Annotated in this window: 13 protein-coding genes; 6 read left to right on the top strand and 7 right to left on the bottom strand. The window is 71.6% G+C overall.

Translation table 11 applies throughout. The features are described 5' to 3' along the window. Positions 1 to 35: 35 nt before the first annotated feature. The 3 genes from ACFY3I_RS10955 to ACFY3I_RS10945 are packed head-to-tail and all read right to left on the bottom strand — an operon-like array spanning position 36 to position 3100. Positions 36 to 1169 carry an Mrp/NBP35 family ATP-binding protein gene (locus ACFY3I_RS10955; RefSeq protein ID WP_365295863.1) on the bottom strand — a complete coding sequence of 378 codons (1134 nt, stop codon included), beginning with the start codon at positions 1167 to 1169 and terminating at the stop codon, positions 36 to 38. A 43-nt stretch (positions 1170 to 1212) separates the two neighbouring features. After that, positions 1213 to 1809, bottom strand: coding sequence for a DUF1003 domain-containing protein (locus ACFY3I_RS10950; RefSeq protein WP_390860312.1), 597 nt, complete (start codon positions 1807 to 1809; stop codon positions 1213 to 1215). Next, on the bottom strand, positions 1799 to 3100 hold the full coding sequence (locus ACFY3I_RS10945; protein WP_390860311.1) for a magnesium transporter MgtE N-terminal domain-containing protein: 1302 nt from the start codon (positions 3098 to 3100) through the stop codon (positions 1799 to 1801). Before ACFY3I_RS10945 ends, ACFY3I_RS10950 begins: the two co-directional genes overlap by 11 nt. A gap of 199 nt (positions 3101 to 3299) precedes the next feature. Between ACFY3I_RS10945 and ACFY3I_RS10940 the strand changes: the two genes are divergently transcribed. Further along, positions 3300 to 4031, top strand: a complete 732-nt coding sequence (locus ACFY3I_RS10940) for a hypothetical protein (protein WP_390860310.1) — start codon at positions 3300 to 3302, stop codon at positions 4029 to 4031. Between the two features lie 17 nt (positions 4032 to 4048). Here the strand turns inward: ACFY3I_RS10940 and ACFY3I_RS10935 are convergent, their stop codons facing one another. Both ACFY3I_RS10935 and ACFY3I_RS10930 read right to left on the bottom strand, forming a co-directional pair. Further along, entirely contained in the window at positions 4049 to 4561 is a 513-nt protein-coding gene (locus tag ACFY3I_RS10935) for a hypothetical protein (RefSeq protein WP_390860309.1), read from the bottom strand. Between the two features lie 9 nt (positions 4562 to 4570). Beyond that, positions 4571 to 5701 (bottom strand): magnesium and cobalt transport protein CorA, encoded by a 1131-nt coding sequence (locus ACFY3I_RS10930; protein ID WP_365295873.1) that lies wholly within the window; start codon positions 5699 to 5701, stop codon positions 4571 to 4573. 486 nt (positions 5702 to 6187) lie between these two features. On the opposite strand from ACFY3I_RS10930, the gene ACFY3I_RS10925 reads away from it, so the two are divergent. From ACFY3I_RS10925 to ACFY3I_RS10910, 4 genes are all read left to right on the top strand, one after another. Further along, entirely contained in the window at positions 6188 to 6784 is a 597-nt protein-coding gene (locus ACFY3I_RS10925; protein WP_390860308.1) for a suppressor of fused domain protein, read from the top strand. Positions 6785 to 7302: 518 nt separating this feature from the next. Beyond that, on the top strand, positions 7303 to 7944 hold the full coding sequence (locus tag ACFY3I_RS10920; protein WP_390860307.1) for a DUF6758 family protein: 642 nt from the start codon (positions 7303 to 7305) through the stop codon (positions 7942 to 7944). Positions 7945 to 8111: 167 nt separating this feature from the next. After that, complete coding sequence (locus ACFY3I_RS10915) at positions 8112 to 8969, top strand: PHP domain-containing protein (RefSeq protein ID WP_390860306.1); 858 nt, start codon at positions 8112 to 8114, stop codon at positions 8967 to 8969. A gap of 193 nt (positions 8970 to 9162) precedes the next feature. Next, positions 9163 to 9768, top strand: coding sequence for a MarC family protein (locus ACFY3I_RS10910; RefSeq protein WP_365295880.1), 606 nt, complete (start codon positions 9163 to 9165; stop codon positions 9766 to 9768). A gap of 226 nt (positions 9769 to 9994) precedes the next feature. Here ACFY3I_RS10910 and ACFY3I_RS10905 read toward each other — a convergent pair whose 3' ends face one another. After that, complete coding sequence (locus tag ACFY3I_RS10905; RefSeq protein ID WP_365295882.1) at positions 9995 to 10147, bottom strand: hypothetical protein; 153 nt, start codon at positions 10145 to 10147, stop codon at positions 9995 to 9997. A gap of 170 nt (positions 10148 to 10317) precedes the next feature. On the opposite strand from ACFY3I_RS10905, the gene ACFY3I_RS10900 reads away from it, so the two are divergent. Beyond that, positions 10318 to 11211 (top strand): NYN domain-containing protein, encoded by an 894-nt coding sequence (locus ACFY3I_RS10900; RefSeq protein ID WP_365295884.1) that lies wholly within the window; start codon positions 10318 to 10320, stop codon positions 11209 to 11211. Here the strand turns inward: ACFY3I_RS10900 and ACFY3I_RS10895 are convergent. After that, a complete protein-coding gene (locus ACFY3I_RS10895; protein ID WP_390860305.1) occupies positions 11208 to 12113 on the bottom strand; it encodes an alpha/beta fold hydrolase in 906 nt (301 codons plus the stop codon). The genes ACFY3I_RS10900 and ACFY3I_RS10895 overlap by 4 nt on opposite strands. Positions 12114 to 12186: the final 73 nt, after the last annotated feature.

Raw genomic sequence — 12186 nt, 5'->3', positions numbered from 1 at the left:
TCCCCCCGCCCCCGAGGGGGCGGGGGAGGGTTCCCCTAGAACTTGTTGCGCGGGGTGATGCCCAGGGACATGCCCGACAGGCCGCGCTGCCGGCCGCCCAGCTTGCCGGCGATGCCGCGCAGCGCCGCGCCCGCCGGGCTGTCCGGGTCGGTCAGGACGACCGGCTTGCCCTCGTCGCCGCCCTCGCGCAGGCGGACGTCGATCGGGATGCTGCCGAGGACCGGGACGGTCGCCCCCGTCGTACGGGTGAGGCCGTCGGCGACCGTCTGGCCGCCGCCGGTGCCGAAGACGTCGACCATCTCGCCACAGTGCGGACAGGGCAGGCCGGACATGTTCTCGACCACGCCGACGATCTTCTGGTGGGTCTGGACCGCGATCGAGCCGGCTCGCTCGGCGACCTCCGCGGCCGCCTGCTGAGGCGTCGTCACCACGAGGATCTCGGCGTTCGGGACCAGCTGGGCGACGGAGATGGCGATGTCACCGGTGCCGGGCGGGAGGTCGAGCAGCAGGACGTCGAGGTCGCCCCAGTAGACGTCGGCGAGGAACTGCTGGAGGGCGCGGTGCAGCATCGGGCCGCGCCAGACCACCGGGGCGTTGCCGGGGGTGAACATGCCGATCGAGATGACCTTCACGCCGTTCGCCGACGGCGGCATGATCATGTTCTCGACCTGGGTGGGACGGCCGTCCGCGCCGAGCATGCGCGGCACGCTGTGCCCGTAGATGTCGGCGTCGACGACGCCGACCTTGAGGCCGTCGGCGGCCATCGCGGCGGCGAGGTTGACCGTCACCGAGGACTTGCCGACACCGCCCTTGCCGGAGGCGACCGCGTAGACGCGGGTCAGGCTGCCCGGCTTGGCGAACGGCACCTCCCGCTCGGTCTGACCGCCGCGCAGCGCGGACGCCAGCTCCTTGCGCTGCTCGTCGCTCATCACGTCCAGGGTGACGTCGACCCGGGTGACGCCGTCCACCCGGGAGACCGCGTCGGTGACGCGCTGGGTGATCGTGTCCCGCATGGGGCAGCCGGAGACCGTCAGGTACACGGTGACCGCGACCGCGCCGTCCTCCCCGATCTCCACCGATTTGACCATCCCCAGCTCGGTGATGGGTCGGTTGATCTCCGGGTCGTTCACCGTCGCCAGTGCCTCGCGCACCGCGTCTTCGCTAGCCATACAGACGATGGTACGGCGACGCGCGGGGCCCCTATAACGCCCCTCACCGGTCTTCTACGTCACGCCTGGCCGACCGTTCCGCCGGGAATACGCCGTATGCGCCATGCTCGTCGCGCCGCTCGTCCAGGTCCCTGAGCAGGTCCTGGAGCTCGGAACGGATCCAGTCCCGGGTCGCCACCTCGCCCAGACCCATCCGCAGCGCGGCGATCTCCCGGGTGAGGTACTCGGTGTCGGCGATGGACCGCTCGTTCTGCTTGCGGTCCTGTTCGAGGTTGACCCGGTCGCGGTCGTCCTGCCTGTTCTGCGCGAGCAGGATCAGCGGGGCCGCGTAGGAGGCCTGGAGGGACAGGGCCAGGGTCAGGAAGATGAACGGGTACTCGTCGAACCGCAGTCCTCCGGGTGCCGAGATGTTCCACAGCACCCAGACGATGATCACGATCGTCATCCAGACGATGAACCGCCCGGTGCCCAGGAAGCGCGCGATGCGTTCGGAGAGCCGGCCGAAGGCCTCCGGGTCCCACTCGGGCACGATCCGCCGTCTGGGCGGCCGTGGCTGGTCCAGACGGCGCCCGCGCGGCCGGGTGGCCGCGGTGGCGCCCGACGGTGTGCGCTCCCGGGCGCCCTCGCGTTCAGGTGCCATGGGCCCCCGCCCCCTTCTCCCGCTCCCGCTCCTCCTCGTCCAGGTGGAACTCGGTCTCCCGCCAGTCCTCGGGCAGCATGTGGTCCAGGACGTCGTCCACCGTCACCGCACCCAGCAGCGAACCGGTCTCGTCCACCACGGGCGCCGCGACCATGTCGTACGTGGCGAAGAACCCGGCGATGATCGGCAGGGTGGCGTCGGGGTCGAGCGGTTGCAGGTCGTCGTCGACGAGCGAACTGACCAGGGTGTACGGGGGGTCGCGCAGCAGGCGCTGGAAGTGGACGGCGCCCAGGTACTTGCCGGTCGGCGTCTCGTCGGGCGGGCGGCAGACGTAGACCTGGGCGGCGAGGGCCGGCGACAGGTCGGGGTTGCGGACCCGGGCCAGCGCGTCGGCCACGGTGGAGTCGGGCCGCATCACGATCGGCTCCGTCGTCATCAGCCCGCCGGCCGTGTGCTCCTCGTACGACATCAGCCGCCGCATCTCGGCCGCGTCGGCCGGCTGCATGAGGCTCAGCAGCCGCTCCTTGTCCTCCTCGGGGAGGTCGGCGAGCAGGTCGGCCGCGTCGTCCGGGTCCATGGCCTCCAGCACGTCCGCGGCCCGTTCCTCCTTGAGCTTGCCGAGGATCTCGATCTGGTCGTCCTCGGGAAGCTCCTCGAGCACGTCGGCGAGGCGGTCGTCGTCCAGCGCGGCGGCCACCTCGGCGCGCCGCTTGGCGGACAGGTGGTGCAGGACGTTGGCGAGGTCGGCGGCCCGCAGCTGCTCGAAGGTGGCGAGCAGGCTCTCGGCGCCCTGGCCGTGCTCCTCCAGGGAGAACCCGGTGACCTGCGACCACTCGACGGTGAGCGACTCGCCCCTGGTGCGCCGGAAGGTGCCGGTGCGGCCCTTGCGGACGAAGACCCGGTCGACCTCCCACTCCCGGCGGGCCGACCGCTGCTGGGCGCCGAGGTCCAGCACGGTGACCTCCTCGCCGGTGTCGACCAGCCGGACGCGGCGGTCGAGGAGCTCCCCGAAGACCAGGCGCTCGGTGGGCCGCTGCTCGAAGCGCCGCACGTTGAGCACGCCGGTGGTGATGACCTGGCCGGACTCGATGCTCGTCACCCGGGTCATGGGCAGGAAGACGCGGCGCCGGGTGGAGAGTTCGACGACCATGCCGAGCAGCCGCGGGGGCTTGCGGCCGACCCGCAGTATGACGACGAGGTCCCTGACGCGGCCCACCTGGTCGCCTGTGGGATCGAAGACGGCGATGCCGGCGAGGTGCGACACGAAGATCCGGGGTGCGCCGGCTGCCATGGTTTCGCCTTCTTCGTCGACCGGGGAACCGCTTTGCCGCTTTCCTGTCTCCTTCGCCTGCTCGGTGGGGTTCAGGCTAGCCCGTACCGATGGGATACGCCCTGGTGGAAGGTCCGGACGGACTGGCTCCGCCGGGCGGCCGGGGCACCGGTACGCTGCGGTACGCCGTGCCGGACCCGTCAGAAAGGTGGCCCCGTCGGTGACCGCGATTGCTCCCGGCCCACGCCGTACTCGCCGTGCCGTACTGGTGACCGCGGTGTGCGCGCTGGCCCTCCTCACCGCGTGCAGTGAGGATCCGGACGCGGGCACGAACGGAGTGGGCAAGCTCGCCCCGGACGTCATCCAGGCGAAGACCCGTGCGGCGGCGACGTCGGTGGCGACGGTGCGGATGGCGGGCACGGTGGTCACCAGCGGCCGCACGTACCAGCTGGACATGCGCCTGAACGCGGACGGCGGCACCGGGTCGGTCACCTCGAAGGGCTCGACCTTTCATCTGCTCCGGGTGGGCCGGACGCTGTACCTGCAGGCCGACGCGGACTTCTGGAACCACACCGGCGGCGACGACACGAGCGCGGCCGGCACCCTCGACGGCAAGTACGTGAAGGTTCCGCAGGGCGACCCGTCGTACAAGAAGTTCAGCGGGTTCACGGACAAGGACCTCCTCCTGTCGGGACTGCTGACCCTGCACGGCTCCCTGTCGACCGCCGGTCACCACGAACAGTCGGGGACTCCCACCATCCGCATCGCCGGCGACGGCGGCTCCGGCGGCACGCTGGACGTCTCGCTGTCCGGCAAGCCCTATCCGCTGCGCCTGGAGCGGGCCGGCGGGGCCGGCACGCTCACCTTCACGGACTGGGGCAGGTCCTTCAGCGTCACCGAGCCCGGGAAGGGCGACACGGTCGACTACGGCAAACAGCTGCCCGCGTCGTAACGGCGGGCGGCGCCCGGCTACTTGCGTCCGCGGCGCCGGGCGAGGAGCTTCGGCAGCGCGGCCGGGACCGGGTTCCTGGTCGTCGCCGGGGACGGCACCGGAGCCTGTGCCAGACTGCCCGTCGGCAGCGGCTCCGTCGCTCCCGTCGGGCGCAGCAGCAGCACCCTGCACTCCCCGGCCCAGCGGTCCGTCATGGCCTCGCCGTCGGGCGCGTTGAGCCGTTTGCCCTTCAGCTCCGCCACCGCCGCGTCCCACTCGGGGGAGCGGGCGGGCAGCTCAGCGACCGCCGCCGTCCAGGTGACCAGCCGGCCGCCCTTGTCCTTGCTGCGGACGGTCACCTCGGCCGACCCGCCGTCGGCCAGTCCGGGCAGCGGCTGCTCGCTCCCGTCCCCGACCAGGCACAGGGCCCCGTCGGCCCAGGCGTGCCAGACCGGACGCGCGACCGGCGCCCCGGCGCCCCGGACCCAGACGAGGCCGGACTTCTTCGTGGCCTCCTCGACGAGGGCCCGGTCGAGCGGCTGAGGTGTCATGGCGGCAGCCTAGAGCCAGCCGTTGCGCTTCAGGGTGCGGTGGATGCCGAAGCAGATGACCATGGTGATGCCCATGATCACCGGGTAGCCGTACCGCCAGTGCGTCTCGGGCATGTACTTGAAGTTCATGCCGTACACCCCGCACACCATCGTCGGTACGGCGATGATCGCGGCCCAGGACGTGATCTTCCGCATGTCCTCGTTCTGCGCCACGGACGCCTGCGCGAGGTTGGCCTGGAGGATGGAGTTGAGGAGTTCGTCGAAGCCGACGACCTGTTCCTGGACGCGGGCGAGGTGGTCGGCGACGTCCCGGAAGTACTTCTGGATGTCGGGGTCGACCAGCCGCATCGGGCGCTCGCTGAGCAGCTGCATGGGACGCAGCAGCGGCGACACCGCCCGCTTGAACTCCAGCACCTCACGCTTGAGTTGGTAGATGCGCGCCGAGTCCACACCACGCGAGACCCCGCCCTTGCGGCCGGGCGAGAAGACCTCGGTCTCCACCTCGTCGATGTCGTCCTGCACGGCGTCGGCGACCGCGACATAGCCGTCGACGACGTGGTCGGCGATGGCGTGCAGCACCGCCGAGGGGCCCTTGGCGAGCAGCTCGGGGTCGTCCTGGAGCCGGTGCCGCAGCGCCCGCAGCGAGCCCTGACCGCCGTGCCGGACGGTGATGAAGAAGTCCCGGCCGGTGAAGCACATCACCTCACCGGTCTCCACGACCTCGCTGTTGGCCGTGAGCCGGTCGTGCTCGACGTAGTGGATGGTCTTGAAGACGGTGAAGAGGGAGTCGTCGTAGCGCTCCAGCTTGGGGCGCTGGTGGGCCTGTACGGCGTCCTCGACGGCAAGCGGGTGCAGCCCGAACTCGGCCGCGATCCCGGCGAATTCGGCCTCGGTCGGCTCGTGCAGGCCGATCCACACGAACCCGCCGTCCCGGCGCACCTGGCGCATCGCCTCCTGCGGGGTCAGCGGCCTCGGCGTCTCCACGCGGGCGCCGTCCCGGTAGACGGCGCAGTCGACGACGGCCGACGGCGTACCGGGGTCGCGGGTGGTGTCGTAGGCGCCGGTCTCGACGCGCAGGCTCTTGCGCTGGGAGGGACGGGTCGGACGGACCACGGCACGGAGATCGCGGATCATCGACATGGGCAGGCTCCTTCGCGACAAGCAGCGGAAGACCGCGGCGAACGGGTGGAACTACCCGGAATGGGGACGTCCTGACTGCGGATGTTTGGCACGTCCACAAAGCGGGGAGCACCGCACCGTTGCGGTGGCGACTTCGCTACTGATTCGGATCAGACGAACGGATCCAGACAGATCCGGAGCGGACCGGTCAGAGGGATCAGGCAAGCGAAAACAAAGTGCTCTTCCGAACGACAACGCGAACGTGAAGGCGGCAGCCGACCAGGAGACGAAATCAGCAGGCGGAAGAGCGGGTGGTACTGCACGGGTGACTTCGATCCATGACAGCCCCACCTCCTCCAGCCGGTCCCTCGTAAGGGAGTCCTCGTGGCGTCGGGGTCTGACCGCGACGCTCTGCGTGCTGCCCCGAACCACCGCGGTCAGAGTAGCAGCAGCCCTCGGTGTCAAGGCGCTGCTTTGCCCGGTACTGACGAGTTCTATGCTCGCGACATGGCAGATGTTCTTCCTCTGGTAGAGGCTCGGTTGACCACCGCACTGGGCGAACCGGACGCGCGCGCGGCGGTCACCTTCCTCGGTACGGACCGCATCGAGGTGCTCCGCTTCCGGGAGGATCTCCAGGGCGAGGACGTGCTGCGCTACGCGACGCTCGGCATGTCGGCACACCCCATGACCGACCCCACCGCGACCCTCGCGGACCCGGTCAAGGGACCGCGGGCCGAACTGGTCCTGTCGGTCCGCGCCGGGCTCGCCGAGACCGACAAGGTGCTCCGCGCGCTCGCCGTACTCGCCGCGTCTCCGCAGGTGGAAGGCGTGATCGTGGCGCCGGGCGCCTCCCTGGACGTTGGCGGCCCGCTCTGGCCCGGCGCGCCCTTCACCTCGGTCCTGGTCGGCGAGCCCGGCGGCCTCGTCGAGGACCTGGCGCTCGACGCGCCGTTCGACCCCGTGCGGTTCCTGCCGCTGCTGCCGATGACCCCGAACGAGGCGGCCTGGAAGCGCGTGCACGGCGCCCAGGCCCTTCAGGAGCGCTGGCTCGCGGGCGGCACGGATCTCCGGGATCCGCACCGGAACTCCGTCGCGCTGGACTGATGCACGGGGGTGAGCAAGCTCACCAATCACCGTGACGAATCGGTCAGTTGGCGGAGGCCGGCGCTCCGTCCCGCGCGGCGGCGAACCGGCGGGGGAACCGGCGGGCGAAGTGGCGGGGGATGTGGCGGGGGATGTGGCGGGCGAAGTCGCGGCACCCGCTCGTCGGGGGACAGGGTGGGCGGCCGGGCGTGGCGCGTGGGCGTGGCGGACGGGCGTGGCGCGTGCGCGTGGCGGACGGACCGGGCGCGTGGGCGTGGGCGTGGGCGTGGGCGTGGGCGTGGGGGACGGGGCGCGGGGACGCGGCGGACGGGGCGCACGGATGTGGCGGACGGATGCGGCGGACGGGGCGCGCGGGACACGCCGGGGGTGGGCCGGGTGTGCGGGGTGCCGACGGCCCAGTCGCCGTGCCAGGCCGCCTGATTGATGCAAGGGGCACATGACTCCGGCCGGTGACCGCTTCCGCCCGGACGGGTGATCGTCCTTGACGTGGGGGATTCCGGGTAGGACCGTGGGGCCCTATGAGGGGCGAACCCAGTTGCCCGAAGTGCGGTGGCCGGGTCAGGGCTCCCGGTCTCTTCGCCGACACCTGGCAGTGCGATGCGCACGGGACCGTGCATCCGGTGCAGCCCGTGATCCCGCCCAGCGTCGAGGCCCTCGGTGTCGTGGTGCACCGCACCCAGGTGCCGGTGTGGATGCCCTGGCCGCTGCCGGTCGGCTGGCTGTTCACGGGTGTGGCCTGCGCCGGTGACGACCGCAGCGGCGGGCGTGCCACCGCCGTCGCCTGCTCCGGACCCGCGCCGCTCGGCGGCATAGGGGAGATGATCCTCGTCGCCGAGGAACTGGGAGTCGGTCTGGGCGCGCGGTACGCGGGCATCGACGGGCCGGATCCCGGTCCCGCCATGAACGTGGAGAAACCGCCGCAGGCGAAGGTGCTCGCCGCCGGGCGGCCGGCGCCCCTGTGGCACGTGTCGGGAGCACCGGACGACCGGGCGGTCTTCGCGGGCGAGGCGCGCGGACTCTGGCTCTGGGCCGTGGTGTGGCCCGAGCAGACCGGGTTGATGATGTACGACGAGCTGGTGCTCACGGACCTGCGGGACGCGGGCGCCGAGGTGGACCTGGTGCCCTGCGGGGCGTTGTCCCCGCGCCTGCTCGAACCGTAGGGGACACCTGCTCCGCAGGAGACACCGCCCCGGCGCCCCGACGGCCTTGGGTCGGCTGTGACCCGGCTGTACGGGGCGTCCCCGGTGTTCGGGTGTGACAGGGGTACCGGTCGCGGCCGTTATCCTTGACGCGTCCCTATCGTCCCGTCCCGCCTGGAGCCCGCACCGTGCGTATCGATCTGCACTGCCACTCCACGGCCTCCGACGGTACGGACAGCCCGGCCGAGCTGGTGCGGAACGCCGCGGCCGCCGGGCTCGACGTGGTCGCGCTGACCGACCACGACACGACCCGTGGCCACGCCGCGGCCGTCGCCGCTCTGCCCGAGGGGCTCACCCTGGTCACCGGGGCCGAGCTGTCGTGCCGGATCGACGGCGTCTCCATGCACATGCTGGCCTACCTCTTCGACCCCGAGGAGCCCGATCTGCTCGCCGAACGCGAGCTGGTCCGGGACGACCGGGTACCGCGGGCCCAGGGCATGGTCGCCAAGCTGAACGAACTGGGCGTGCCGGTCACCTGGGAGCAGGTGCGGCGGATCGCCGGGGACGGCTCCGTCGGACGGCCGCACGTCGCCTCCGCGCTCGTCGAGCTCGGTGTCGTACCGACCGTGAGCGACGCCTTCACGCAGGAGTGGCTGGCCGACGGCGGCCGGGCCTACGTGGAGAAGCACGAGACCGACCCCTTCGAGGCGATCCGGCTGGTCAAGCAGGCCGGCGGGGTGTGCGTGTTCGCGCACCCGGCGGCCGCCAAGCGCGGGCGTACGGTGCCCGAGTCCGCGATCGCCGAGATGGCCGCGGCCGGCCTCGACGGCATCGAGGTCGACCACATGGACCACGACGCCGACACCAGGGCCGGGCTGCGCGGTCTCGCCGCGGAGCTGGGGCTGCTGGTCACCGGGTCCTCGGACTACCACGGCAGCCGCAAGACGGTGGCGCTGGGCGAGTACACCACCGACCCCGAGGTGTACGGGGAGATCACGCGCCGTGCCACCGGAGCGTTCCCCGTCCCGGGGACCGGCGGATTCTGAGGCTCGCGCCCCTTCCTTCCCATCCCCTTCCCCCGCCCCGCCCTTCTCCTCCCCTCCCTTTCCGAGTTTCCCGCGTGGCAGACCGGGCCCCCGTCCGTCCCTGCCCGCTCCAGCGCCGTGCCCGTCCGCGCGGTGACCTTCTCGGCCCGTGGCACGACCGCTCGCGGCGCCGCCCTACGCACAAGGCTCACGCATGTTCGACCTCGCCGTCTTCGGCTCCCTCTTCCTGACCCTGTTCGTCATCATGGATCCCCCCGGGATCACCCCGATCTTCCTCGCCCTCACCTCCGGCCGGCCCGCCAAGGTGCAGCGGCGGATGGCCTTCCAGGCCGTCTGCGTGGCCGGCGGGGTGATCACCGTGTTCGGGCTCCTGGGCCACCAGATCCTCGACTACCTGCACGTCTCGGTGCCCGCGCTGATGATCTCGGGCGGGCTGCTGCTCCTGCTGATCGCCCTCGACCTGCTCACCGGCAAGAACGACGAGCCGAAGCAGACCAAGGACGTCAACGTGGCGCTGGTGCCGCTGGGCATGCCGCTGCTGGCCGGTCCCGGTGCGATCGTCTCGGTCATCCTCGCCGTGCAGAAGGCCGACGGCTTCTCCGCCCAGGTGTCGGTGTGGACCGCGATCCTTGCCATCCACGTCGTGCTGTGGCTGGTGATGCGCTACTCGCTGCTGATCATCCGGGTCATCAAGGACGGCGGCGTGGTCCTGGTGACCCGGCTCGCCGGCATGATGCTCTCCGCGATCGCCGTGCAGCAGATCATCAACGGCGTCACCCAGGTGATCAGGGGCGCCTAGCGGGGCGGGGCGGGCGGCGCGGAGCGGGGTGCGGCGCGACGCGGGGTGCGGCGCGACGCGGGGTGCGGCGCGACGCGGGCGCGGGGCCGGGCCGGGCCGGACGCGGAAACCCCCGCACGGCGTCGTGCCGTACGGGGGTTTCCGAAGACTGTGCGGTGCTCCGCGCGTCAGTGCTCGTCGTGAGTCGTCATGAGTCGTCGTAGTCGTCGTGTGCCGTCGTGTCTCGTTACGCAGTCTGGTTCTCGGCCGGTCGGATCCACAGACGCTGCCCGATGGCGGCGGCCTGCTGGACGATCCTGTTGACGGAGGCGGCGTCCACGACGGTGCAGTCCACGGTGGTGCCGTCGACTTCGTCCAGTCGCCTGATTTCGAAGCGCATGAGCCTCTCCCTTCGTCGCGTGTTCCTTTCAGTCAACGGCTTGCGTGTTACAAACATTCCCTACGCTAAAGAAAATTTTCGAACGCCTAATTACCTGCCGGTAAGAGACGTACGGGAGACTGACCGGGACCGGTTGTGTTCGCAGCGTGACCGCCGGGACAATGGAGGCGATGAACGACGACCTCGCCACCCTCCAGGCCCGCATCGATCGCACGAACGAGCTGCTCACCCGCATGCTCGCCGAAGTGGCGAAAACGCCCTCCACGCACGCGATCTTCGTCGACGCGGGTTACCTCTACGCGGCCACGGGCCGACTCGTGGCCGGGACGGAGGACCGCCGCGCCTTCGACCTCGACGCCGAGGGACTGATCGAGGCGCTCATCGACAAGGCCCGCCAGATCTTCGCCGACAGCCGGCTGCTGCGCGTCTACTGGTACGACGGCGCCCGCCGCCGCATCCACACCGCCGAACAGCAGACCATCGCCGAACTGCCCGACGTCAAGGTGCGGCTCGGCAACCTCAACGCCAACAACCAGCAGAAGGGCGTCGACTCCCTGATCCGCACGGACCTGGAGTCACTCGCCCGGCACCGCGCCATCAGCGACGCGGCCCTGCTCGGCGGGGACGAGGACCTGGTCTCCGCGGTCGAGGCGGCCCAGGGCTACGGAGCCCGGGTCCACCTCTGGGGCATCGAGGCGCCGGAGGGACGCAACCAGGCCGAGCCGCTGCTCTGGGAGGTCGACAGCCAGCGCACCCTCGACCTCGAGTTCTTCAAGCCGTACGTCGCCCGGCGCACCGCCCACGCCTACGAGACCGGCGGCACCAGACCAAGCCGCGAGGACGTCCGTTTCGTCGGCGCGCAGATCGCCGCCAAGTGGCTCTCCTCGCGGGGCAGTGAGGCACTCGTCGAACTGCTCCCCGGCCACCCCTACCTGCCGGGCCCGGTCGACCAGGACCTCCTCGTCGAGGCCGAGGGCCTGCTCCAGTACTCCCTGCGCGGCCAGGCCGACCTGCGCCGAGCCCTCAGGGACGGCTTCTGGGAGCACCTCCAGACGCAGTACTAGCGGTTCGCCCCCGGGGCGGTGTCGTCCCAGAACGCGGCGATCGCCTCGGCGGTGGGGGCGGGGCGGTCGGTGTTGGGGGAGTGCTCGGCACCCTCGACGACCGTGCGGCGCGCGCTCAGCCGCAGCGCCATGTCGTCCAGCAGCGGCAGCGGCCAGGTGTCGTCCCGCGCCCCCGACAGCACGTGGAACGGCAGCGGCACGGCCGCGAGTTCGTCGACGCGGTCCGGCTCGATGCACAACTGGCGCCCGGCTGCCAGGAGTTGGGCCGGCTTGTTGCCCAGCCAGCGGCGCCGCAGATCCTCCTGGTCCTCCAGGCCCACCGGGTCCGGGCCGCCCTCGTCCTGGTCCGCCAGCTCCTCCGGCGCCTCCAGGGCCTGCATGGCCTCCCAGACCTCGGCCATCGGCAGCACCGCGAGCGCGTCCCGCAGCAGCTTCACCCGCTGCTGCTGGGGGACGGAGATCTGCGCCGGACCAGAGGACATCAGGGTCAGCGAACGGAACGGCGCGTGGTCGATGAGCACCGCCGCGCGCGCGATCTGACCGCCGAGGGAGTGCCCCAGCAGATGCACGGGCCGGCCGTCGCCGACCACGGCCGCCTGTGCCAGCACGTCCCGCGCCAACTCCTCCTGCGCGTAAGCCGATTCGTCGTCCCGCGGGCCGTCCGACTCGAACTGCCCGCGCCCGTCCACGGCGACCGTCCGGTACCCGCGTGCGCCCAGTGCCTCGTGCAGCGGGTTGAAGTCCTCCTTGCTGCCGGTGAACCCGGGCAGCAGCAGCGCGGTACCCCTGGGCCCGGTTCCGGCGGCCGCGGGCGAGTCGATGACGGCGAACTCACCGCGCGCGGTGGCGAGCGCGTACGCGCGGGCACCGGCGGGCGGGACAAAGGTGCGAGGCCTGCTCATGGAGAGAGGCTATCCGGCGGTCGGCCACAGCCGGGAAGCCGGCGGATGAACCGCGCCGCGCGGCGGGCGGGCC

This window comes from Streptomyces sp. NPDC001068 (assembly GCF_042897315.1).
In the GTDB taxonomy this organism is placed as follows: Bacteria; Actinomycetota; Actinomycetes; order Streptomycetales; family Streptomycetaceae; genus Streptomyces.
This window is presented reverse-complemented; position numbering and strand designations above follow the sequence as displayed.

Bases quoted from the DNA above. Each gene is read 5' to 3' on its own strand.
- ACFY3I_RS10955 (WP_365295863.1), bottom strand. From the start codon at position 1,169: ATGGCTAGCGAAGACGCGGTGCGCGAGGCACTGGCGACGGTGAACGAC.
- ACFY3I_RS10950 (WP_390860312.1), bottom strand. From the start codon at position 1,809: ATGGCACCTGAACGCGAGGGCGCCCGGGAGCGCACACCGTCGGGCGCC.
- ACFY3I_RS10945 (WP_390860311.1), bottom strand. From the start codon at position 3,100: ATGGCAGCCGGCGCACCCCGGATCTTCGTGTCGCACCTCGCCGGCATC.
- ACFY3I_RS10935 (WP_390860309.1), bottom strand. From the start codon at position 4,561: ATGACACCTCAGCCGCTCGACCGGGCCCTCGTCGAGGAGGCCACGAAG.
- ACFY3I_RS10930 (WP_365295873.1), bottom strand. From the start codon at position 5,701: ATGTCGATGATCCGCGATCTCCGTGCCGTGGTCCGTCCGACCCGTCCC.
- ACFY3I_RS10925 (WP_390860308.1), top strand. From the start codon at position 6,188: ATGGCAGATGTTCTTCCTCTGGTAGAGGCTCGGTTGACCACCGCACTG.
- ACFY3I_RS10920 (WP_390860307.1), top strand. From the start codon at position 7,303: ATGAGGGGCGAACCCAGTTGCCCGAAGTGCGGTGGCCGGGTCAGGGCT.
- ACFY3I_RS10910 (WP_365295880.1), top strand. From the start codon at position 9,163: ATGTTCGACCTCGCCGTCTTCGGCTCCCTCTTCCTGACCCTGTTCGTC.
- ACFY3I_RS10905 (WP_365295882.1), bottom strand. From the start codon at position 10,147: ATGCGCTTCGAAATCAGGCGACTGGACGAAGTCGACGGCACCACCGTG.
- ACFY3I_RS10900 (WP_365295884.1), top strand. From the start codon at position 10,318: ATGAACGACGACCTCGCCACCCTCCAGGCCCGCATCGATCGCACGAAC.
- ACFY3I_RS10895 (WP_390860305.1), bottom strand. From the start codon at position 12,113: ATGAGCAGGCCTCGCACCTTTGTCCCGCCCGCCGGTGCCCGCGCGTAC.